This window comes from Winogradskyella ludwigii (assembly GCF_013403985.1).
In the GTDB taxonomy this organism is placed as follows: domain Bacteria; phylum Bacteroidota; class Bacteroidia; order Flavobacteriales; family Flavobacteriaceae; genus Winogradskyella; species Winogradskyella ludwigii.
Window position 1 is genome coordinate 129,016 of record NZ_JABFDF010000007.1, and the last position, 24,329, is coordinate 153,344.

Annotated in this window: 20 protein-coding genes; 11 read left to right on the top strand and 9 right to left on the bottom strand. The window is 32.8% G+C overall.

Going from position 1 to position 24,329, the window contains the following annotated elements; genetic code table 11:
• The first annotated feature begins 12 nt into the window (after positions 1-12).
• Positions 13-540 carry an inorganic diphosphatase gene (locus HM981_RS15800; RefSeq protein WP_179339773.1) on the top strand — a complete coding sequence of 176 codons (528 nt, stop codon included), beginning with the start codon at positions 13-15 and terminating at the stop codon, positions 538-540.
• A gap of 140 nt (positions 541-680) precedes the next feature.
• Positions 681-2,978, top strand: coding sequence for a sodium-translocating pyrophosphatase (locus HM981_RS15805; RefSeq protein ID WP_246286317.1), 2,298 nt, complete (start codon positions 681-683; stop codon positions 2,976-2,978).
• Positions 2,979-3,057: 79 nt separating this feature from the next.
• Here HM981_RS15805 and HM981_RS15810 read toward each other — a convergent pair whose 3' ends face one another.
• From HM981_RS15810 to HM981_RS15825, 4 genes are all read right to left on the bottom strand, one after another.
• Positions 3,058-5,817: a TonB-dependent receptor gene (locus HM981_RS15810; protein ID WP_179339774.1), complete on the bottom strand. Its 2,760-nt coding sequence runs from the start codon at positions 5,815-5,817 to the stop codon at positions 3,058-3,060.
• A 77-nt stretch (positions 5,818-5,894) separates the two neighbouring features.
• Positions 5,895-6,770 (bottom strand): GLPGLI family protein, encoded by an 876-nt coding sequence (locus HM981_RS15815; protein WP_179339775.1) that lies wholly within the window; start codon positions 6,768-6,770, stop codon positions 5,895-5,897.
• A gap of 110 nt (positions 6,771-6,880) precedes the next feature.
• Positions 6,881-7,729, bottom strand: coding sequence for a GLPGLI family protein (locus HM981_RS15820; RefSeq protein ID WP_179339776.1), 849 nt, complete (start codon positions 7,727-7,729; stop codon positions 6,881-6,883).
• Positions 7,729-8,121, bottom strand: coding sequence for a hypothetical protein (locus HM981_RS15825; protein WP_179339777.1), 393 nt, complete (start codon positions 8,119-8,121; stop codon positions 7,729-7,731). Before HM981_RS15825 ends, HM981_RS15820 begins: the two co-directional genes overlap by 1 nt.
• Before the next feature lie 125 nt (positions 8,122-8,246).
• Here HM981_RS15825 and HM981_RS15830 point away from each other — a divergent pair, with 125 nt between their 5' ends.
• The 4 genes from HM981_RS15830 to HM981_RS15845 all read left to right on the top strand — a co-directional run bounded on the left by HM981_RS15830 (position 8,247) and on the right by HM981_RS15845 (position 11,970).
• Positions 8,247-9,785: a sensor histidine kinase gene (locus HM981_RS15830; RefSeq protein ID WP_179339778.1), complete on the top strand. Its 1,539-nt coding sequence runs from the start codon at positions 8,247-8,249 to the stop codon at positions 9,783-9,785.
• Positions 9,778-10,461 (top strand): response regulator transcription factor, encoded by a 684-nt coding sequence (locus HM981_RS15835; protein WP_179339779.1) that lies wholly within the window; start codon positions 9,778-9,780, stop codon positions 10,459-10,461. Before HM981_RS15830 ends, HM981_RS15835 begins: the two co-directional genes overlap by 8 nt.
• 96 nt (positions 10,462-10,557) lie before the next feature.
• The gene (locus HM981_RS15840; protein WP_246286319.1) at positions 10,558-11,352 is read left to right on the top strand and encodes a hypothetical protein; all 795 of its coding nucleotides are present in this window, start codon (positions 10,558-10,560) and stop codon (positions 11,350-11,352) included.
• Positions 11,353-11,355: 3 nt separating this feature from the next.
• A complete protein-coding gene (locus HM981_RS15845; RefSeq protein WP_179339780.1) occupies positions 11,356-11,970 on the top strand; it encodes a deoxynucleoside kinase in 615 nt (204 codons plus the stop codon).
• On the opposite strand, the gene HM981_RS15850 is transcribed toward HM981_RS15845, so the two are convergent.
• Positions 11,967-12,971, bottom strand: a complete 1,005-nt coding sequence (locus tag HM981_RS15850) for an App1 family protein (RefSeq protein WP_179339781.1) — start codon at positions 12,969-12,971, stop codon at positions 11,967-11,969. The two genes, HM981_RS15845 and HM981_RS15850, sit on opposite strands and share 4 nt — an antisense overlap.
• 165 nt (positions 12,972-13,136) lie before the next feature.
• Between HM981_RS15850 and HM981_RS15855 the strand changes: the two genes are divergently transcribed.
• From HM981_RS15855 to lspA, 4 genes are all read left to right on the top strand, one after another.
• Positions 13,137-15,704: a S9 family peptidase gene (locus tag HM981_RS15855; protein WP_179339782.1), complete on the top strand. Its 2,568-nt coding sequence runs from the start codon at positions 13,137-13,139 to the stop codon at positions 15,702-15,704.
• Positions 15,705-15,838: 134 nt separating this feature from the next.
• On the top strand, positions 15,839-17,392 hold the full coding sequence (locus HM981_RS15860) for an NAD(P)/FAD-dependent oxidoreductase (RefSeq protein ID WP_179339783.1): 1,554 nt from the start codon (positions 15,839-15,841) through the stop codon (positions 17,390-17,392).
• A 117-nt stretch (positions 17,393-17,509) separates the two neighbouring features.
• The gene (gene fabD / locus HM981_RS15865) at positions 17,510-18,403 is read left to right on the top strand and encodes an ACP S-malonyltransferase (RefSeq protein ID WP_179339784.1); all 894 of its coding nucleotides are present in this window, start codon (positions 17,510-17,512) and stop codon (positions 18,401-18,403) included.
• 14 nt (positions 18,404-18,417) lie between these two features.
• Positions 18,418-18,912, top strand: coding sequence for a signal peptidase II (gene lspA, locus HM981_RS15870; protein ID WP_179339785.1), 495 nt, complete (start codon positions 18,418-18,420; stop codon positions 18,910-18,912).
• A 5-nt stretch (positions 18,913-18,917) separates the two neighbouring features.
• Here lspA and HM981_RS15875 read toward each other — a convergent pair whose 3' ends face one another.
• The 4 genes from HM981_RS15875 to HM981_RS15890 all read right to left on the bottom strand — a co-directional run bounded on the left by HM981_RS15875 (position 18,918) and on the right by HM981_RS15890 (position 22,769).
• Positions 18,918-19,109, bottom strand: coding sequence for a hypothetical protein (locus HM981_RS15875; protein ID WP_179339786.1), 192 nt, complete (start codon positions 19,107-19,109; stop codon positions 18,918-18,920).
• A gap of 189 nt (positions 19,110-19,298) precedes the next feature.
• Positions 19,299-20,576, bottom strand: coding sequence for a metal-dependent hydrolase family protein (locus tag HM981_RS15880; RefSeq protein ID WP_179339787.1), 1,278 nt, complete (start codon positions 20,574-20,576; stop codon positions 19,299-19,301).
• 10 nt (positions 20,577-20,586) lie between these two features.
• On the bottom strand, positions 20,587-21,606 hold the full coding sequence (gene galE, locus HM981_RS15885) for a UDP-glucose 4-epimerase GalE (protein ID WP_179339788.1): 1,020 nt from the start codon (positions 21,604-21,606) through the stop codon (positions 20,587-20,589).
• 2 nt (positions 21,607-21,608) lie between these two features.
• Positions 21,609-22,769: a DegT/DnrJ/EryC1/StrS family aminotransferase gene (locus HM981_RS15890; RefSeq protein ID WP_179339789.1), complete on the bottom strand. Its 1,161-nt coding sequence runs from the start codon at positions 22,767-22,769 to the stop codon at positions 21,609-21,611.
• 286 nt (positions 22,770-23,055) lie between these two features.
• Between HM981_RS15890 and HM981_RS15895 the strand changes: the two genes are divergently transcribed.
• Entirely contained in the window at positions 23,056-24,294 is a 1,239-nt protein-coding gene (locus HM981_RS15895; RefSeq protein WP_179339790.1) for a 3-deoxy-D-manno-octulosonic acid transferase, read from the top strand.
• Positions 24,295-24,329 lie beyond the last annotated feature (35 nt).

Below are 24,329 nucleotides of genomic sequence, written 5' to 3' on the forward strand. Positions count from 1 at the left end.
AACAAATTTAACATGTCAGAAACAGAAGAATTAACTTTCGATGTATTAATAGAAATACCTAAAGGGAGTAGAAATAAATACGAATATGATTTTGCTTTACACAAAATAAGGTTCGATCGTATGTTGTTTTCATCTATGATGTATCCTGGAGATTACGGCTTTATACCAGAAACTTTAGCTTTAGACAGTGATCCTTTAGACGTTTTAGTTTTAGGTCACGAACCTACATTCCCAATGGTTGTAATGGAAGTTAGACCTATTGGTGTATTTCATATGACGGATGAAAAAGGACCAGATGAAAAAATTATTTGTGTTCCTGTATCAGATCCTATTTGGAGTAACAATAAAGACATAAGTGACTTAAATCCACATAGATTAAAAGAAATCGAACACTTTTTTAGAGTATATAAAGACTTAGAAAAAAAGAAAGTAGATGTTGGAGATTGGGGAGGTGCAGAAGAAGCAATAAAGATTTATCATGAATGTATACAACGTTATGATGAAAGCGAACACAAAAAGAAAAGAACGTTTACCATATAAGTTAAGCTAATTTAAGAATCGGAGATTTTTAAGTGTATAATTATTAAAAAAGCAGTATCAAGCAATTGATATTGCTTTTTTCGTAAAATATAATTCATTTCGTTACTTTTACCTTACTAATTTTAATCAAAAAATAGAATATGGAAGCAATGATGATTTATATGCCAATAGCTTTGGCGCTTTTAGGATTAATCTACATGGTTATTAAAAAATCATGGGTAATGAAACAAGATGCAGGTGATGGTAAGATGAAAGAAATTTCAGATCACATCTACGAAGGTGCTCTTGCTTTTTTAAACGCTGAGTATCGTTTACTCGCCATTTTTGTAGTTGTTGTTAGTATTTTACTCGCCATAGTATCTTATATAGTACCTACAACTCATATCCTCATTGTTGTTGCATTTATTTTCGGAGCTATGTTTTCTGCTTTCGCTGGAAACATTGGAATGAAAATAGCAACGAAAACAAACGTAAGAACAACACAAGCCGCTCGAACAAGTTTACCAAATGCTCTTAAAACATCTTTTGGAGGTGGTACTGTTATGGGACTTGGTGTTGCTGGTTTAGCTGTTTTAGGTTTAACAGGTTTCTTTATCTTTTTCTTTCAATATTTTATGGGAGGTGAATGGACTAATACAATGGATATGACAATTGTATTAGAAACATTAGCAGGATTCTCTTTAGGAGCTGAATCTATTGCTCTTTTTGCAAGAGTAGGAGGAGGTATTTACACTAAAGCTGCAGATGTTGGAGCTGATTTAGTAGGTAAAGTTGAAGCTGGTATTCCAGAAGATGACCCTCGTAATCCTGCTACAATTGCAGATAATGTTGGTGATAACGTAGGTGATGTTGCTGGTATGGGAGCCGATTTATTTGGATCTTACGTCGCTACAGTATTAGCAGCCATGGTTCTTGGTAATTATGTTATTAAAGATATGGGTGGTTCTATTTCTGATGCTTTTGGCGGCATTGGCCCAATCTTATTACCAATGGCAATTGCTGGTGTGGGTATTATAATTTCTATTATAGGAACCATGCTTGTAAAAATAAAGAGTAATGATGCTAAAGAATCTGAAGTCATGGGCGCTTTAAATATAGGTAACTGGACCTCTATTGTTTTAGTAGCCATATCATGTTTTGTATTAGTGACATGGATGTTACCAGAAACCATGCATATGAATTTCTTTGGTGAGGGCTTAGTTGAAATTTCGGCAATGCGCGTTTTCTATGCTACCTTAGTTGGTTTAGTTGTAGGTGCTGTTATTTCTTCTGTAACCGAATATTACACAGGATTAGGTAAAAAGCCAATTTTAAAAATAGTACAACAATCATCTACAGGAGCAGGAACTAACATTATTGCAGGTTTAGCAACAGGTATGATTTCTACCTTCCCTTCAGTATTATTATTTGCTGGAGCCATTTGGGCATCCTATGCTTTTGCAGGGTTTTACGGAGTTGCCTTAGCGGCTTCTGCAATGATGGCAACAACCGCTATGCAGTTAGCAATTGATGCGTTTGGTCCAATTTCAGATAATGCAGGTGGTATTGCAGAAATGAGTGAACAACAACCAATCGTTAGAGAACGTACAGATATATTAGACTCCGTTGGTAATACAACAGCTGCAACAGGAAAAGGATTTGCAATCGCTTCTGCTGCATTAACATCATTAGCTTTATTTGCAGCTTATGTAACCTTTACAGGAATTGACGGAATTAACATCTTTAAAGCTCCTGTTTTAGCCATGTTATTTGTTGGAGGAATGGTACCTGTTGTATTCTCTGCTTTAGCAATGAATGCCGTAGGTAAAGCAGCCATGGAAATGGTTGAAGAAGTTCGTCGTCAGTTTAGAGATATTCCTGGAATCATGGAAGGTACTGGGCAACCAGAATATGATAAATGTGTGGCGATCTCAACTAAAGCTTCTTTAAAAGAAATGATGCTACCTGGTTTATTAACAATCGGATTTCCTTTAGTTATTGCTTTTGTTCCTATGATTTTTGGAATGAATAATCTCGCTATTGCCGAAATGCTTGGTGGTTATATGGCTGGTGTTACGGTTTCTGGTGTGCTTTGGGCAATCTTCCAGAATAATGCTGGTGGAGCTTGGGATAATGCTAAAAAGTCTTTTGAAGCTGGTGTAGAGATTAACGGAGAAATGACTTTTAAAGGTTCTGAAGCTCATAAGGCTGCTGTAACTGGTGATACTGTTGGCGATCCATTTAAGGATACTTCTGGACCTTCAATGAATATATTAATTAAATTAACGTGTTTAATTGGTTTAGTCATTGCTCCAATTTTAGGTGGCCATGCCAATGAAGAAGGTGTTACAGTTAATGACGATAACACCACTAAAGAAGTTATGGTTACAACAACCAATTCTGTTGAAGCTGAAGACACGCTTATTATCGCAATAAAAGATACGGAAGCTATTAACTAACCTTCTAAACAAGATGTAAAAAAGCCTCACATTCAATATTAAGAATGTGAGGCTTTTTCTATATAATTACAACTGCTTCTTAAAGCGTATAAGTTAATCTAAACGTAAGAAATCTAGGTAAAACAAACGTTTCTGAACTGTAAACAGAAATGTTACTAGAACCATTACTAACTTCAGAATCTATATTTAATAAGTTAGTCGCTTTTAGTTGGTATTCCCATTTAGCGTCTTGATCTTTTCTGTAAGCTAAACTCGCATTCCATGTTTGGTAAGACGATGTATCCTGAACGTTACTACTTTGACTTGTATATGAATAATCGGTTCTAAAGGTTAATGCTTTCCATATATATGCATCAAATTCTACTGATGGTGCATTAGTAATAAACTGAGTATCATTATCTCCTTGATTTGTATCTGAAATACTGTACCTATATTTTAAAGATACGTTTGGTGCGTCTCTAAAATTAGTACTTAATTCTGGAGTATAACTTTGAGAAAATGTTTCATTTACAGATCTTACATCTTCAACAAATTGGTTACTCTTACTATAATTTAAATTAACACGCATACTCGCTCTTAACTTACCGTATGTACGTTGAATACGACCTATTGCAGTAACACTTTCATCTGCAAAATTTGAATTAAAATAAGTATTGGTTCTAATTACGTTATCAAAATCTGTAGATGATCTTACTTGATCAATATTCTTGTTATAATTAAGAATTGCAAAAATATTAGTGTAATTAAATAAGTTGAAACTAAAGTAACGTAAACTTACATTGTGCGATAAAGCATTTTGTAACGATGCTTCTCCATACTGAAGACTATTATAATTATTTAAAACCAAACCTTCAGCTAAACTCGTTACATCTGTAAATGAGTTTTTCATATTATAACGTAAGGTTAAACTTTCACTCTTTTTAAATTGAATTCGGGTTTCAAAATCTGGTAATACTTTTAAGAAATTATCTTCATAAGTTTCACCAAATTGTGTGTTTTTGTTTCCATAAGCATGTACAGAAAAACCAGGTGTAAATGTAAATTTACCTGTTTTTAACGTATAATGCAGCCCTAAATAAACATCGCTAAAATTATACTCCGCATCATTTTCATTTAACAATACCTCTCCATCATCATTGGTTACACTAGATACAGGATCGAAAAAAGAACCATCATCTAAAAATTGAAAAATATTAGAGTTGAAGGTTTGAGTACTTAAAATAGTCCCTAATGTAAGGTTGATATTACTTTTTGAATTTAGAATGTTGTAGTAATCTAATTTAGCATCAAGTTGATTCGATTTTATACGACGTTCTTGATTCAAATCATAACCCAACTGATTTCCATCTAATCCTAGTTCAGCTGCCGTGTTATCAAAAGCATCTCTATCATCTAGATCAGTAGCAGTGTTATTAGTAGGATCGTTTACCAACACCGCATTGTAAAAAGGATCTTCATCTTTAATTAAATGTTGTGCTTCAATAGCAAAAATATTATTCTCGTTTAAGGTATAGTAGTAATTAAAATTTTGATTAATACTAAATGGTTTTGCTTTATCTATTTGGTTGGTAGCACCAACAACACTAGAAAATTCATTTTGCGTTTCAGAATCATTAGAGATTCGACCTAAAACATCATAGTTTAATTGATTATTTGCATTTGGCTTATAGCTTGCACTCAATTTTGCCAAACCTTGGTTTGTAGCTTCTCTTCCTGTCTGAACTGTTTCTTCATCCGGAATTTCTAGTTCTGGATTTGTATAACGCACAAAACTTTCTTCTTTCGTTTTTAAACGATTGGCATTATATATTAAAAAACCACTAAGATCTAACGCTTTATTGGGTGCATAACTAAAATTAACTGCGGTTAATTTAGATTCTATAGATTGTGAATCTGCTACATTTGTTAAACCACTTAATCCGTTATCTCCAAGATTTATACTTGTACCACTATTAGAACTAGGGCTTCTAAAACCACCACCAAAATTTCGAATATCACGACCTGTTAATGCTACTTCACCTACATTATTTAAATCCCCTATAACGTTAATACTATATTTAGGACTGTAGTAAAAAAGCTTTGGTTGTACCAAGTACAAATTGTCATTTGGCGATGGTGCAACACCTCCACCTGCAGTAACATCTCCAAACCAAAAGTTTTCTTTACCTTCTTTTAATTTAATATTTATAGCTACACTATCTTCATTATTCTGAACACCACTTAATTGTCCTACCTCTGCATAATTACGCAACACCTGAATTTTATCTACAGCATTTGAAGGAATATTTTTAGTTGCTAGTTTAGAGTCTCCATCAAAGAAATCTTTACCATTAACCATAAGTTTTGTCACTTCTTTGCCTTCTACTTCAATCTTTCCTTCAGATGTAATTTCTACACCAGGTAATTTTTTTAAAACATCTTCAAGTTTTCGTTCTGTTCCGTTTTTAAAAGAATCTGCATTATAGATTAATGTATCTCCTTTTATAGTTACTGGCATATCATAAGTTAACTCTACAGCGTCTAGCATGTTATCAGAATACATCTGAAAATCTTTTGTGATATCAACATCCTTAGTTTCTAGGGTTTCATCGAGCGATTTTAAACCGATATAACTTATTTGAATACTGTAAGATCCATTTTCGGCTAAAGAAATAACATATTTCCCGCTAGCATTAGTAATAGCATAGGACTCTAAAGTATTAGTATCTTTATTAATAGCTATAATATTTGCCAGTTCTAAAGGTGAACCAATACTATCTTTTACGATACCTTGCATTTTAATTTGAGCAAAAGAACTCATAACCACTAATGTAAATAGCAGTGCTAAAATATTTTTCATATAAATAATTTCTTTGGGTTGGTAATTGAGAGCGTGGTTTAAACTCTGTGCTTCATAAGAGTTAATTTGTTACATTTTTAGTTTCTACCGCGTCCGCCACCTCGACCATTACGTCCACTATACATTTCGCGCATTTCTTCCATCTTTTTAGTTGTGATTTCAGTGTATTCCGCTTGGGTTACTTCTTCACCTTTTTTAGGCTTATCAATAGTATCCTTTTCTGTAGGGTTTAAAACAATCTTAGTACAAAGTATGGTTGTACGATCTGCATTAATCTCTAATATCAATCCTGGTAAACCCCAATAATCATCTGGACCTTGGTTTACAGGGATTTGAGGTGTATACCATGCAACAACCTCTATTGTTTTAGGTGCTACAGGTTCTTTAGATTTTGCAGAATCTTTACTTTTTTCAGTGTTATTACTTTGGTTTCTTCCTCTTGGACCTCTAAAACTCTGTAAACTAATCCCACTAGGCACTACAGTTGCTGTAGCTTTAAAACATGTATACTGACCTATTTTTTTAGTTTCAGTACCCATTTTCCATTCCAGATCTTTTAATTCATCTTTAACTAAAAACTGTTTACCAAAAAATTCTTGATCCTGAAGTAACTCTTTAGTTTGAATGTTTTTATATTTTGGACCTCCCGTTAAACTAGCTCCAAAACCTCTTCTTCCACCTCCACTACCGGGAGCTTCTAACTTTTCTTCTTCTTTATAAATAGACTCTGATTTTGTAAACGTTAACGTATACTCCTTTTCTAAAAAGCTCTTCATTCGTTCTTGAATTTGCTTTTTTCGTTCTGGAGTCATGTCTTGTCCTCCAAATTGGTCCATATCCATAGTCGTTTTAGATATGTAATATGCTTTTCCTTGAAAATCTTGTGCAAATAAATTAGAACTTGCAAAAAGTACAGTTAGCAACAATGCTATTTTTAGCGGTAATTTCTTCATTTTTAGTATTCTAGTTAAATTCAATAACGAATTAAGTTAATCTTACCTCAATAAGACTCCCTAAATGAAGAAAAGTAAAGCCTCAACTTGTTAAACTTGTGTTAAGAAAATTAACCACCTATTGATATATGAATTGCTCCATCTTTCGATCCTCTGCTTGGTGCATACCGCTCCATCATTTCTTTAGTTTTCTTCTCCATGATATCATTGTACTCTTTTTGATTAACTTCTTTACCTTTCGTTGGTTCTTCAATCTCTACTTTTTCTTTTGGATTGATAACAATTTGACTACAGATAATAGTTAATTTTCCATCATGCACTTCTAAAATTAATCCTGGCAATCCTTGGTATTTTGCTGGACCATTACTCACTGGAATTTGAGGGGTGTACCAAGCTGTAATAGTACGATCTTCCATTTCAGGTTTCTTTTCTTCATCATCTTCATTATCTATTTTTGAATTACTATTAAAGTTTAAATTTATTTTAGGAACTTGTTTTGTAAAGGTGGCTTTAAAACACATGTACTCACCAATATGTTTAGTATCAGATTCTAATTGCCATTCAATTGGAGATATAGAATCTTTAATTAAGAAATTTTTCCCCATAGTTTCTTTTTGATCAACATAAGTTTTATTCTTGACGTTTTTATAAAACACATCAGACCCACTACTACCAAAAGACATCTGAAAACCGCCTCCTACTTGTGGTTTATCTAACTCCGTTTCTTGCTGGTATAAAGATGAAGATTTATCGAAAGTTAATGTATAGGTTTTTTGGAATTGCTTCTTCATCATTTCCATCATTTGCTTCTGCATAGCATCATTCATTTTGGTGCTATCCATCTTAATATCAATTTTTCGTTGGGTTTTGTATGTCGCTACACCTTGAAAATCTTGAGCGTTAACAGACGAAACGACTCCTATTAATATAAAAATTAGAATTCTAGTAATTGTTGTCATTATTTTCTGTTTTTTAAATTATAAAATTTCAATACTGTAGCTTTCATTTTTTCAATATTCTTTAGAAATTTTGACTTTTCATTTGTACTTCCTACAACAGTATAAGTCATGCTACCTTTTAAATTATCCTTACCCTCTGAAAAGCTACAGTTTAAAGTAAAACTTAATTCTTCATTTCCATCCATCATTTTAAATAACCCATCTAAATCTTCCGCTTTAAAAGTAGATTCTAATTCTTCAAAGGAATCAATTGTAACCTCAATACTAATCGCATCAATTTTTACTGATTTGTCTTCAACTTTAGACTGACTATATCCAACAACCGAAATTAATAAGACTAAACACGTGAATACTTTTTTTAGACTAAAACAGTCATGAATCTTTGATTTCATTTTAATATGGTTTTATAATTAATACCTTACAAATATCAGAACACTATTTAGTTTTATAAGTTAACGAGTGTTAACGTCTGTTAACCGAGCGTTGATTATAAATTTTTACGTTATACATTTGAAATATGAATAATAAAAGATACAGGTGGATTTTATATACCATTGTTGTCGTAATTGTTGCCACGATTAGCATACAAGTCTATTGGAACTACAAAAATTACCAAACCAATAAACAGCAATTAATAAACGATGTACAAGTCAGCTTAGATAAAGCGGTAGATGATTATTACGCAGCTTTAGCAGAGCGCACCACTTTTGGTTTTATTCTTGAAGGCGACCAACAGAAAAAAGCTTTCGAAGAAGGTAGTGAACTAGAAAAAATTTTTAAAACCATTGATGAATCTAAAAATGAGTTTACAAACCTTGATTCTTTAGATAAAAATACTATTGAAGGCATAACTGTGTTTAGAGGATTCAAGGCAGATTCAATGTCAGAAGCACATAATAAAAAACATAATCCCTTATCAGCAGAGCAATTTAAATTAAAAATAGATAGTCTAAAAAACAACAATAAAGATGTCAATTTAAAAAACGCCGAATTTCTCACCTCTAAAGTGATGATATCGATAAAAAATGACACACTCGATGTTAAGGCTGTTGAAGAATTAATAGCTAAAGAATTAGAACGCAAAAGCATTAATGTCGATTTTTATTTAGATTATAAAGACATTGAACGTGACGTTAACTATTTTAAGGTAAACGGATCCTTACCAGAATTGGACCCTAACCATATGTCTGATAATTATTTGCAAACAGACACAAAATCTAGATTCCTTCCAAAAGGTACTTTTTTAACCATTCTATTTACTAACACCACTAAAACTATTTTATATCGCATTCTTGGAGGCATCTTAATTTCAACGTTATTAGTTTTAGCCGTAATTAGCAGTTTATTCTACCTCCTAAAAATCATAAAACAACAAAAGCAATTAGCCGAAGTGAAAAATGACCTTATCAGTAATATTACGCATGAGTTTAAAACGCCTATCGCTACCATTAGCGCAGCATTAGAAAGCATTAGTAATTTTAATGCTATCGATGATAAAGAAAAAACCAAAAAGTATCTCAATATGTCTTCCACTCAATTAGGGAAATTAAATACTATGGTCGAGAAACTACTTGAAACCGCAACTTTAGACAGCAACAATTTAGAATTGAATAAAGAAAATTTTGATGTTACCAGTTTAGTTTACGCTTTAATTAGTAAGTATACTATTCAATTTCCTGATAAAACATTCAAGAGTGATATTCAGCTTGAAAGTTTAGTTGTTAATGCAGATATCTTTCATATTGAAAATGCCTTAAATAACATTTTAGATAATGCCGTAAAATATGGAGGTAATCTAATTTCTATTGAATTAAAAGCGCAGAAAACCAACTTTGACATTTTAGTTTCAGATAATGGCAACAGCTTAACCAATGAAAACAAACATCAGATTTTCGATAAATTCTATCGTGTCCCAAAAGGTAACACGCATGATGTAAAAGGTTTTGGTATTGGCTTATATTACACAAAATCTATTATTGAAAAGCACAACGGTTTAATAGCTTTAGTTTTGAATAAAAATTTAACCACATTTAAAATCACACTTCCAAATGGCTAATAAAATTAAATTACTATTAGCTGAAGACGAAGCAGCTTTAGGACTCATCATTAAAGAAAGTCTTGAAACTAGAGATTTTGATGTTATTCTCTGCGAAAACGGAGACGTCGCTTTTAATAAGTATCAATCTGAATCTCCAGATATTTTGGTGCTCGATGTTATGATGCCTAAAAAAGATGGTTTCACTTTAGCCAAAGACATTAGAGCTATTGATGATGCTATTCCTATTATATTTTTAACGGCAAAATCGCAAACCGCAGATGTAGTTGAAGGCTTTTCTATTGGAGGAAATGATTACCTTAAAAAACCATTTAGTATAGAAGAACTCATTGTTAGAGTTCATAATTTAGTGGATAGGACTAAGACTCAAAAAGCATCAGAAACGATAATGATTGGCGCATTTAGTTTTGATTTCCCTAAACAACAACTAAAATTCAAAAATGAAGATTGTACGCAATTAACTCATAGAGAGGCACATTTATTATTTCATCTCATTAAAAACAAAAACCAAGTTTTAGACCGTTCGCTTATTCTCAATAAACTTTGGGGAACAGACGATTTTTTTACCGCTAGAAGTATGGATGTATTTATAACCAAACTGCGTAAAAAACTTAAAAGAGATGACAGCATTCAAATTATTAATGTGCGTGGGTTTGGATATAAATTAACGGATTAAGGCTAATGCTCCCTTGCTAAACTTAAAAAACCTACAAGGTCTTTTCTTCAAAACTGATGCAATTGTTGTATTTTTCAAGCTTATTCACCCAAAATTATGCATAAGTTAATCACTCTGTTTCTTTTCTGTAGTTTATTCTGCTTTTCGCAAAATAAGACAACACCTAAAATTTCTGCGACTTTAACAGACTCAACTGCACTTACTGCTAAAACCATATGGGGAATAGATAATTTTAAAACCCTATACTATTCTACAGAAAACAATTCGTTTCATAAAAAATCAAAGGATACCACAATTACGTATTCTAATTTTCAATTGGGAGAAATCACATCTGCAAACACCTTTAACCCTTTAAAAATAAACCTCTTTTATAAGGACTTTAATACTATTGTGATTTTAGATAATCGTTTGGCTGAAATTTCAAAAGTGAATTTTAATACTATTCAACCCTATAAAAATATATCTTTTGTGTCTTCTGGCTACGATAGTTCGTTGTGGCTATTTAATCAAGATTTTCAATATTTAGAATTATACGACTATAAAACCAAGAAGGTAAAACTAAAAACAATGCCTGTTCAGTCTAATGTTTTAGATCTAAAGAGTGACTATAACTATTGTTATTTACTCACTGAGAATTTTCTTTACGTATATAATTACTTTGGCAGTTTAATTCAAAAAACAAAGAATTCAGGTTTTGAAAGTCTGGCTTTCAGCAAAGCACATTTAATTCTAAAAAAAGAAAATCGTCTTTATATCTTAGGAAAAAATGAATCCGAAATTCTCCCTATTCAACTTCCTAAAATGTTTATAAAACAGTTTTTGGTAACCAATGAAACAGTGTATCTTTACGACGAAAACTTACTACGTCATTACCAATTAAAAATAAAATAGATTATGCATGTTGCTGTTGCTGGAAATATAGGTGCTGGAAAAACAACACTTACAAAACTACTCGCTAAACATTACAAATGGGAAGAGCAACTTGAAGATGTAGTTGACAATCCTTATTTAGATGATTTTTATAATCAGATGGAACGCTGGAGTTTTAATTTGCAAGTCTATTTCTTAAATAGTAGATTTCGTCAGGTAAATCAAATCCATGATAGCGGAAAAGATATTATCCAAGATAGAACCATATATGAAGATGCGCATATTTTTGCACCCAACTTACATGCTATGGGTTTAATGACAAATCGTGACTTTAAAAATTATTCTTCTCTTTTTGAATTAATGGAATCGTTTGTAAAAGGACCAGATTTATTAATTTATCTACGTAGCTCAATACCTAATTTAGTGAGTCAGATTCATAAACGTGGACGCGATTATGAAAACACCATTAGTATTGATTATTTAAGCCGATTAAACGAACGTTACGAAGCTTGGATTTCTAAATACGATAAAGGAAATTTATTAATCATAGATGTAGACAATCTTGATTTTGTTGCTAATCCTGAAGATTTAGGGAGTATTTTAAATAAAATTGATGCTCAAATCAACGGTTTATTTTAAGAAATAAAGCCATGTTTCTTAGCGTGTTCTATAGCTTGTTTACTTGTTTCTACAAGTAAGATTGGTGTGGTTTTGTAATTATCTACAATACCTTTAACACGCAACATTCTCTTTTTATGTTTTACACTTCTTAGGTAAATTGCTAAAATTCTATTAGGAAAACTTTCAGCTATCTCTATATAGATATCAGGATCGTGTTCTCCACTATCTCCAATTAAAATAAAAGGTAAATTAGGATAGGTCTTTAAGAGATTAAGAATTTCTTTTTGTTTTTGAGGTTTTTCGTCTTGAGGTTTTTTCCGCAGAAGATTACTAAGACTTCGTAATAAAATGGGCCCTTTTGGGAAATCATTTTGTCTTAAAAAAAGTTCTAAATAACGGTATAAATTCCAAGGACTATGACTTACATAAAAAATAGGATTCGCATTTTTACCTGAAGCTCCACGATGCAATTTGTGATAAAACTCTGCAGAACCTTCTAAAGGAATTCTATTCTTAGCATGCTTAAATATAGAATTATAAATAACGCGCCATTTTAAAATAGAGACAACTCCTGTATGCAAAATAGTATCGTCTATATCGCTTGCAACACCGAATTCTGCTTTAGTAGAAGGAATTAATAACTCACCAGGAAACCTATTTTTATTCTGAATTTTTCGGTTAAGAGTACCATCATTAAAAGAAAGTTCAAAAGGTAACCAACCTTCTTCGTTCGTTAATTCACATAAATTATCTAAAGGTTCTTCTGCAATAAAATAACCATTTTCGTCTGTAGTAACTTTTATGATTTTATTGTTGGGTAACTTTAAATCTAAACTAACATTTTTAATTTCATCCGTTTCAAAACGTTTCCAAGTATTAACAATAAGGTGCCAAATATGCTGGTCGTCTAAATCAATAGACTCATCCTCCAAAGCTCTACCTCGACCATAAAAATGCGAATTTGTTCCATAACTCTGAAACGCGATAATTTGTAAAGGATCTTTTTTGAACCAGCCCAATTGAAGATAATTTTTAGAATTTTCAAGATAGTAAAATCAATTTATATGAGACGTACTTACTAAAGTAATTCGTTAGTCTAATGTTAAATATTTACCAACTATATATTATTCAAAGTATTTTAGTCAGATCTAGAAAATAACACATCTAAAACCAACCCACTAAATATGCAAAGATTACTACTTCTACTATTTTTAAGCTTGTCATTTACGTTAATAAATGCGCAGCAAAACGAACAAGAAAATACAACACCTACGCCTAATTACAGAGCTGCAGCAAAATTCTCTCCTAACAATTTAGGGAAATTAGTGCACTCTACTTCTGTAAGACCACATTGGTTAAAAAACGGTAATCAATTTTGGTACCAATACAAAACCACTGAAGGTTCTAAATATTATATTGTTAATGCAGACAATAGCAGCAAAAAAGAGCTTTTTGATAATGAAAAAATGGCAAAATGGTTAACTGAAATCACTAAAGATCCTTATGACGCTCAGCATTTACCAAAGTTTAATTTCGAGTTTGTAAAAAATGAAACGGCTATTCGTTTCTATGTCACTTCAACTGAAAAAGTTGATGAGGACAAAAAAGACGAAGATTTAGATGAAGATTCAGATGAAGAAAAAGAGGATACTATAAAAACGGATTCAACTAAAACAGATAAAAAGAAAAAAGGAAAAGCGAAGAAGGCTAAAAAAGTCAATAAAGTATATCATTTTGAATACCGCTTAGGTAGTAATGGCTTAACTGTTTTAGATAACAAAAAGAAGGAAAAAGAAGATTGGAAAAAATGGGCAAATATTGCACCAGACAGTTCTGTAGTTTTATTTTCTAAACATTACAATTTATATTGGATGGACAAAGAAAACTTTCTTAAAGCTGTAAAAAATGAAAAAGACACCACTATTGTAGAAAACCAATGGACAAAAGACGGCGAAGAGAATTACGATTTTGGAGGAAGCAGTCGTGGTGAGAACAATGAAACCAAATTAAAAAATAAAGATAAACGTAAATATGTACGTGGTATTTGGTCTCACGATTCTAAAAAGTTCGTTTTTGAAAGAACCGATTCTAGACACATAAATGACCTATGGGTTATTAACACCACTTCTAGCAAACGCCCAACTTTAGAAACTTACAAATACCACATGCCTGGCGAAGATGACTATTACAAAACTGAACTTCATGTTTTCGATATTCCTTCAAAAAGTAACATTTTGGTACAACTCGATACGGTAAAACAACAAAGTATTCAGGTATATAGAGAACCAAGAAAAAAATCGAGTTACGATGATGATTTCGCACCTTCATTACTTTTATCTAAAAAAGGAAAAATCTATTATAATACTATTAGTAGAGATCGTAAGAAATTAGATATATGCGTTGCCGATATAAACACAGGTGAAACTAAAGTTTTAATAGAAGAACGTTTTAACACCTATATAGAATCTCGTCCTTTAGTATTACTCAATAATGAAACTGAAATGCTACATTGGGCAGAACGTTCAGGTTGGGCACATTACTATTTATATGATACAGAAGGGAATTTAAAAAACGAAATCACCTCCGGTTCTTATCATGTTGAAAATGCTATTGGTGTAGATGAAAAAAGTAGAACACTTTACTTTACTGCACATGGTATTCCTAAAGATCAAGATCCTTATTACGAACACCTTTATAAAATTAATTTGAACGGAACAGGACTTAAAGCTTTAAATCCTGGTGACTATAATTCTAGTACAAACATGGCAGATTCAAATGGCTATTTTGTAAGTAATTATTCTAGAGTAAACACAGTTCCTAAATCTGAATTAAGATCGAATACAGGAAAACTAATCATGGAATTAGAAGAAGCTGATTTGTCTCAACTTATGGCGGCGGGTTATCAATTCCCAGAAACTTTTAAGATGAAAGCCGATGATGGAATTACAGATATTTATGGTGTAATGTATAAACCTTTCGATTTTGATGAGACTAAATCTTACCCACTTTTAGAATACGTATATCCAGGTCCACAAACCGAAGCGGTTAACAAATCTTTTTCAGTTCGTATGGATCGTTTAGATCGTATGGCTCAAGTTGGTTTTATCGTGGTAACCACAGGAAATCGTGGTGGACATCCAGACCGTTCTAAATGGTATCATAATTATGGTTATGGAAACTTAAGAGATTACGGTTTAGCAGATAAAAGACATATTGCAGAACAATTGGCAGACAAGCACGATTTTATTGATATTAATAAAGTAGGTATTTACGGCCATTCCGGTGGTGGATTTATGTCTACAGCTGCCATGTTAGTATATCCAGATTTCTTTAAAGCTGCAGTCTCTTCAGCAGGAAATCACGATAATAATATTTATAATAGCTGGTGGAGTGAAACACATCATGGTGTGCAAGAAGAAATGGATGAGGATGGAAATGTGAAGTACAAATATCTAATAGACACCAATCCATCTTTAGCACAAAACCTTAAAGGGAATTTAATGCTGATTACAGGAGATGTTGATAATAATGTACATCCAGGAGGAACCATTCGTATGGCAAATGCTTTAATAAAAGCCAACAAACGTTTCGATTTTATGCTAATGCCAGGACAACGCCATAGCTTTGGAAAAATGACAGAATATTCGTTTTGGTTAAGAGCAGATCATTTTAGTAAGCACTTTCTTAATTCTGAAGCTACAGACATTGATATTACAGAAATGAATAGAGATCAACCTAAAACAAAATCTTAATTCAACATATTAGAAGTAGAAAAAGAACCACGTTATTTAACGTGGTTTTTTCAGCTTTAAATCCAAATACAAATAGTATCACTTAATACGATTTAAAAAGTTTTGAAGACATTTCTTTTCTTTAATTTTGCAACATGATAAAAGCCTTACAACTACGCATCAATTTACATCAAGAAGGAAAACCAGATGGCTTGCTTAACAAAGCAGCTTACGATCTAGGCATGAAACCTTCTGAAATTATAGGAGTCAAGATTTTAAGAAAATCTATTGATGCACGTAAGCGCAACATTATGTTTAACTATAAAGTTGAAGTTTACATCAATGAACCCATGCCTGAGACTTCAGATTATCATTTTGATTATAAAGATGTCTCTAAAGGTAAACCTGTTCATATCATTGGTTTTGGACCTGCAGGAATGTATGCTGCATTGCGTTGTATAGAATTGGGTTTTAAACCTATTGTTTTAGAACGTGGTAAAAATGTACAAGACCGTCGTCGTGATTTAAAAGCCATTAATCAAGATCATTTTGTAAATGAAGATTCTAACTACTGCTTTGGAGAAGGTGGAGCCGGAACTTATAGTGATGGTAAATTGTACACCAGAAGTTTAAAACGTGGTGATGTCCGTAGAATTTTTGAAAACCTAGTGTATCATGGTGCAACGGATCAGATTTTAGTTGATGCACATCCACACATTGGGACTAATAAATTACCCAAAGTAGTTCAGAATATAAGAGAGAATATCATCAAATTTGGTGGCGAAGTTCATTTTGAAACTCGTGTTACCGATTTTACAATTAAGGATAATAAGATAGTTGCCATTCAACTTCAAAACGAAAAAGAGATTGATGTTGAAAAAGTGATTTTAGCCACAGGACATTCGGCTAGAGATATTTTCTATTTATTGAATGACAAAAAAATCAAATTAGAAGCAAAATCGTTTGCTATGGGAGTTCGTGTAGAGCATCCTCAAGCAATTATTGATGGCATTCAGTATCACTGCGAAGGTAAACAACGTGATGAGTTATTACCTGCAGCGCCTTACAGTTTAGTGCAACAAGTAAATGATAGAGGTGTGTATTCCTTCTGTATGTGTCCTGGCGGATTTATAGTTCCTGCTGCAACTGCAAACGGTGAAGTTGTTGTTAATGGCATGTCTCCTTCAAAACGAAATAACAAATTTGCAAATTCAGGAATTGTAACAGAAATCAATGCTGATAAAGATCTTTATAAATACGAACATTTTGGCCCTTTAAAAGCCCTCGAATATCAGAAAGATTTAGAACGTTTAGCCTTCACTGCTGGAGGCAGAAGACAATCTGCTCCTGCTCAAAGACTGACGGATTTTGTAGAAGGTAAATTATCTTCAAGCTTAAACGAAACCTCTTATCAACCTGGTTTAAAATCCGCACCATTACATTCTTTATTACCAAAAATAATTGGTGGTTCTTTACGAAAAGGATTTAAAGCTTTTGGCGAAAAAATGAAAGGTTATTATACGGAAGAAGCGAATATTATTGGTGTAGAATCGCGTACCTCATCGCCTGTAAGTATCCCAAGAACAGAAACTTTAGAACATCCTGAAATCACTAATTTATTTCCATGTGGAGAAGGTGGTGGTTATGCTGGTGGTATTGTTTCTGCTGCAATGGATGGAGAGCGTTGTGCTGAGGCAGCTTGTGTTTAATTTAACCTTCAATAAAACAGAATCTAACTATAGTCTAACAAGATTCTAACAGCAACGGAGTCTTCCTTCTTTTTCAAGATATTATTCCTATTTTTGCAACTCTAAAATTAGAACAAAATGAACGCATATATATTTCCAGGTCAAGGTGCTCAATTCTCAGGAATGGGATTAGATCTTTACGAAAATTCTCCTTTAGCACAAGAATTGTTTGAAAAAGCCAACAGCATATTAGGCTTTCATATTACAGATATTATGTTCGAAGGTTCAAAGGAAGATTTAAAAGAAACTAAAGTAACACAACCTGCTATCTTTTTACATTCTGTAATCCTAGCTAAAACCCTAGGAGATAGTTTTAAACCTGATATGGTTGCTGGTCATTCACTTGGTGAATTTTCTGCTTTAGTTGCTGCAGGAGCGTTAACTTTTGAAGACGGATTAAAATTGGTTTCTCAGAGAGCTCAAGCTATGCAAAAAGCTTGCGAATTACAACCAAGTACTATGGCTGCTGTTTTAGGATTAGAAGATGCTGTTGTAGAAGACGTTTGTAAAACGATTGATGGCGTTGTTGTCGCTGCTAATTATAATTGTCCAGGTCAGTTAGTAATTTCTGGAGATGTTGAAGCTATAAATAAAGCTTGTGAAGCCATGAAAGAAGCTGGTGCCAGACGTGCATTGGTATTACCTGTTGGTGGAGCTTTTCATTCACCTCTAATGGAGCCTGCTCGTGAAGAATTAGCTGCTGCCATAGAAAACACGACTTTTAGCAAACCAAACTGTCCTATATACCAAAACGTTACAGCATCTGCAATTACAGATGAGAACGAAATTAAAGCGAACTTAATTTCACAATTAACAGCACCTGTACGCTGGACACAATCGGTAGAGCAAATGATTACAGATGGTGCTACACATTTCACAGAAGTTGGTCCTGGTAAAGTATTACAAGGTCTTGTTAAGAAAATAAATAGAGAAGCAGATACTGCTTCAGCCACTTTTGAAACTAACGCTTAATCTCTCTTACTGTTTTGAATAGAAACTTATTTATCACATTACTCATTATTTTTAATATTGCAATCGATCAAATATCTAAGGTTGTAGTCCGAAATACTCTAGTTTTTAGAGAAGAAATAGATGTTATTGGCGATTATTTTCAATTAATTTGGGTTGAAAATAAAGGTGCTTTTCTGGGCATGGGAAGTGATATGAATCCTACACTAAGATTGATATTCTTATTAGTGTTACCTACTATTGTTTTAGGCTATGTTATCTATTACATCGTAAAAACAAAAGAATTAGACCGCTTAAGTCTTATTGCATTCTGTTGTATAGCAGGAGGAGGCATAGCCAATGTTTTTGACCGTATTGTATTTGGACAAGTTACCGACTTCTTCTTTATTAATTTAGGAGGCGTATTTAAAACAGGGATCTTTAATATCGCAGATATTTCTGTAACCACAGGAATGGTAATGTTACTATTTGGTGGGATTTTAAACAGAAAAAAAGTTAAAGATATCGCTTAGAGTGTTTATCGTGCTAATAAGCAGTCTTCACAATCTTTAATTTCTCCATAGTAAGTTTCACGATATTTGTGAATTGTCTTATAAGGAATACTTAAAAATTGTTTTTTGATGTAGGTAACATTCGTTTGTAATGCTCCCATTTTTTTCGTGAAACGACCTTCAATTCTGGTCTCTCTTTTAATACTAATCAATTTCATGTTGTTCAATTATCATTCACTGCAAAGCAACAAAGAATGAGAACCAATCCCAAGGAATAGACGTTAAAACCTCGTTAAGTCCTTTTAGTATTATCATATTGAAAATCAGACTACAAAACCTTTAGCAGATTCGTAATTGGTTTAAGCATCAATTGTAGATACAATAATCGATTATTAGATAAAAACGGACTATTTTTTATAAATAACACCATCTTTCATTACAAAAACGACGTTTTCCATTGTAGAAATGGTTGCTGTAGGATCTTCATTTACAGCAATAATATCGGCTATAAAACCTGATTTTATTTGCCCTATTTCAGTTTCCATTTTTAACAACATGGCATTCGTTGTAGTCGCACTTTGAATAGTTTCCATTTCTGGCATACCAGCTTCAACCATATATCCAAACTCCTTTCCGTTATCTCCATGATAAAAAACAGCAGCATCAGTACCAAATGCAATTCCAACTCCTGCTTTATAAGCTCTACCAAACATACCCTGAATTTTAGGTCCAATATTTAAGGCTTTAGGCACAATGATTTCGGGATAATATCCAGGAATTTTGGCTTTGTCTGAAACAAATTTTCCGGCAGTAATGGTTGGTACTAAATAAACATCGTGTTTTTTCATGAGTTCCATGGTTTCTGCACTCATCAAAGTTCCGTGTTCTATTGTTTTTACACCACCTAAAATAGCACGTTGCATGCCTTCATCTCCGTGCGCATGTGCAGCCACATGAAAACCGTAATCGTTGGCTGTTTCGCAAATGGCTTTGATTTCTTCGATTGTAAATTGTGGATTCTGACCACTTTTTGCCATACTTAATACACCTCCAGTTGCAGTGATTTTAATTAAATCGGCTCCATTTTTGTAACGTTGCCTCACTGCTTTTACGGCATCCTCTACTCCATTTACAACACCTTCTTTTGGTCCAGGATTACCAACGATACTTTTCTTATAACCATTAGTTGGATCTGCATGACCACCTGTTGTCCCTAAAGCCTTTTCTGCTGTAAAGATTCTTGGTCCAACAATTTTTCCAGCGCTTATGGCATTTCTTAAAGATACATTTACCCCAGAACCTCCTAAGTCTCTAACCGTTGTAAAACCGCTCATCAAAGTAACTTTTGCATAATTTACGGAGTTGAAAGCCACATCAGCATCATTCAACGTATACTCTTCTAAGTACGATTTTGGATTGGTTTCGCCTTCAATATGAACATGCATATCAATTAATCCTGGCATTACAGTTTTAGATTTTAAATCTATGACTGCGTCTTTATCATCAGTTGGATTAACATAACCATTTTCAACCGATATAATCTTATTTCCCGATACAACAATTGTTTTTTCCTTGAGAACTTTACCAGACTTAGTATCAATCAATTTTCCACAATGCAAATACGTATCCTGTGCCGTAACAGTTATAGTACAGAGCAATACTAAGACTCTAAGTAAAGTTTTCATATCTAAAAATTTATTTGTTTCTGATTTTTTGTTCCCATTTCCAAGCTGAGTCCATAGCATCATCTAATGTCAATTCCGTTTTCCAACCTAAGACATTATTAGCTTTTGATGTTTCTGCGTAAGCTGCTGTAATATCACCTTCTCTTCGATCGACAATTTTATAATTTAAGGCCTTTCCAGAAACACGTTCAAAAGATTGAATAGCTTCTAAAACTGTACTTCCTGTTCCTGTTCCTAAATTAAAATATTCAAAATTAGAATCATTATTTCCTGCAATTAGGCGTTGCAAAGCAATAACATGTGCCTTAGCCAAATCAACCACATGAATATAATCTCTAATACAAGTACCATCTGATGTTGGATAATCTCCTCCAAAAACAGAAAGTTGCTCTCGCATACCAATACCTGTTTGTGTAATATAAGGCACTAAATTTTGTGGTACTCCAATGGGCAATTCACCAATTTCGGTCGAAGGATGTGCTCCTATAGGATTAAAATAACGTAAAGCAATAGCATTAACATCACTATTTACTTTACAAGTATCTCTTATAATTTCTTCACCAATCTGTTTGGTATTTCCATATGGAGATTCAGCTGGTTTTATAGGTGCATTTTCTGTAATTGGCAATTCATCAGCTTGTCCATAAACTGTACAAGACGAACTAAATATAAAATTCTTTTTAGTTAAACCACACAATTCCTGAAGCATGTAAACCAACGTAGTAATATTATTTTCATAATACATTAATGGTTCTGCCACACTTTCTCCAACAGCTTTACTTGCCGCAAAATGTATAACTCCAATAATATCATTATGACGCTTAAAAAAATCTTGAACGTCTAGTTTTACCTTCAAATCAAGCTTTTCAAAAATTGGTTTTTTGTTAGTGATAGCGGTAATACCGTCTACAACTTCTATTGAAGAATTAGATAAATCATCGATAATAACGACTTCAAAACCTTCGTTTTGTAATTCTACAACGGTGTGCGAGCCAATAAAGCCTAAACCTCCTGTTACTAAAATTTTCATATTTAAGAATTACTATTTATAAAATTAAGCACAGTAGTTGTGATACATTCAATTTGTTCATCATCAAGTTCCGTATGCATTGGTAAAGACATTACCGATTTAACTAACTGATTTGTAACACCAAAATCAGCTTCGTTATAGCGTTCATCTAAATACGCTTTTTGTCGGTGTAGAGGAATTGGATAATAGACTCCACAAGGAATATTTTTAGATTGTAAATGTGCCACTAAAGCATCACGATCTATGTCTATTAAGTTTAGTGTATATTGGTGAAACACGTGACAATCGCAAGTATCGCATATACCCTCGCAATCGCTTATACCACCAGGAATGGTAATATTAGGATGATTTTTAAATGCTTCGTTATATTTTCTAGCTGTATTTCGTCTTGCTGTATTATACTCATCAAGATGCGGTAATTTTGCATCTAAAACTGCTGCTTGTATAGAATCTAATCTCGAATTGACTCCAACCACATCATGATGATATCTTTCGTACATACCATGATTTACGATACCTCGAATTTTGTGAGCCAAATCATCGTCGTTAGTGAAAATTGCTCCACCGTCTCCATAACAACCTAAATTTTTGGAAGGAAAAAATGACGTTGATGCTGCATGACCTATTGCTCCGGTTTTAGTTTTAGTACCATCGCGATGCGTATAATCTGCTCCAATACCTTGCGCATTATCTTCGATCACATATAAATTATGTTCTTTTGCCAAATCCATTATAGCATCCATATCTGCTGGTAAACCAAATAAATGAACAGGCACAATGGCTTTTGTTTTTGGTGTAATGGCTTTTTTAATAGCATCTACATCAATATTAAATGTAATAGGATCTACATCTACTAACACGGGAGTTAATTGCAATAATGCAATAACTTCAACTGTTGCTGCAAATGTAAAATCTGCCGTAATAACCTCGTCACCAGGTTTTAAACCCAAACCCATCATTGCAATTTGTAATGCATCTGTTCCGTTAGCACAAGGGATGACGTGCTTAACTCCTAAATATTCTTCAAGGTTTTTTTGAAATTGATGAACTTTGGGGCCATTTATAAATGCTGCACTTTCCATCACTTCAGCGATTGAAGGATCTACAACATCTTTTATTTTTGCGTATTGACTCTGAAGGTCAACCATTTGAATTTTTTTCATTCTAAAGACTACATTTTAGTGTATAAATAAAAAGCATGAAGCTTCATGTAAACTCATAAGCATTTATTCTATTTCCTATAAAACGGATAAAACAAGTTTATGTTTTAGCTATTTCCTTATAATTAACAATGCTATGCACCTCAAAAATAGCTCTATCTATAAATATTCTATATCATTTTCGGTTAAAAACAAAAAGTCAAGATGAGTTCAACGAAAATACAAAAATGTAAGCGCTATGGCAATGCAATTAAATGAAAGAAATGTATTTTAGCACAAATCTTTATTTTTGAAAGGACTCTATTCCATAGGAATTTATATTGCTCGTTTTGTCTTATATATCTTAGGCTTTTTCAACACTAAATTGAAACAAGGTAACGATGGTAGAAAAATCACTTTTTCAGAATTAAAAAAAGTTATAAAACCAGAAGATAAAACATTTTGGTTTCACTCTGCTTCTCTTGGAGAATACGAGCAAGGCTTACCCGTTTTCGAGGCTTTAAAGGCTAAACATCCAAATTACAAAGTGGTATTGTCATTCTTTTCTCCTTCTGGATATGAAGTCCGAAAAAATGCAGAAATCGCAGATGTTGTGGTTTACCTTCCATTGGATACGACAGTTAACGCTAAACGTTTTTTAGATCTTGTTAATCCAGATTATATCTTATTTGTGAAATATGAAATCTGGCCAAACTTTTTAAATGAAATTAAAAAACGTGATTTAAACGCCATTTTAATTTCTGCTGTATTCCGTAAAGACCAAGCATTTTTTAAATGGTATGGCAGTTATATAACATCTGCTTTATTTGGTTTCAAACATATTTTTACACAAGACGAAAACTCGAAATTATTATTGGATGGTATTGGTTATAATTCAGTTTCTGTTTCTGGAGATACTCGTTTTGACCGTGTTTCGAATCAACTAAAAACAAATAATTCTGTTTCTTTTATTGAAGCGTTTAAAGACGACAAATTATGTGTGGTTTTTGGAAGTTCTTGGCCAGATGACGATAAATTATATCTTGATTTTATTAATACGAATACAAACAAAAATGTAAAGTTTGTAATTGCACCTCATAATATAAAGCCGAATTATATTGCTTCACTTAAAACGCAATTAAAAGTAAAAACGATCTGTTATTCTGAGTTAACTAAAAATGAAAATTTAGCAGACTACAATGTCTTTATTTTAGATACCATTGGCTATTTAAGTAAAGTTTACAGTTATGCCAATATTGCATATGTTGGTGGCGGAGCTGGCACAACAGGCTTACACAATATATTAGAACCTGCAGTTTTTGGGATTCCGATTCTTATTGGCAAGAATTACGACAAATTTCTTGAGGCTAAAACCTTAATTGAATTAGGTGGAGTTACAAGTATTGCAAGTCCTACCGCTTTTAACTCCACTTTAAACGCGTTAATCACAGACAATGTATTGCGAAACAAGCAAGGAAACATTACGAAATCCTATATTGATTCTAACACAGGTGCTGTACTTCAGATTATGGATTATTTAGATAATTAATCTGCTAATCAACTATTTCCTTACAAGATTTACAA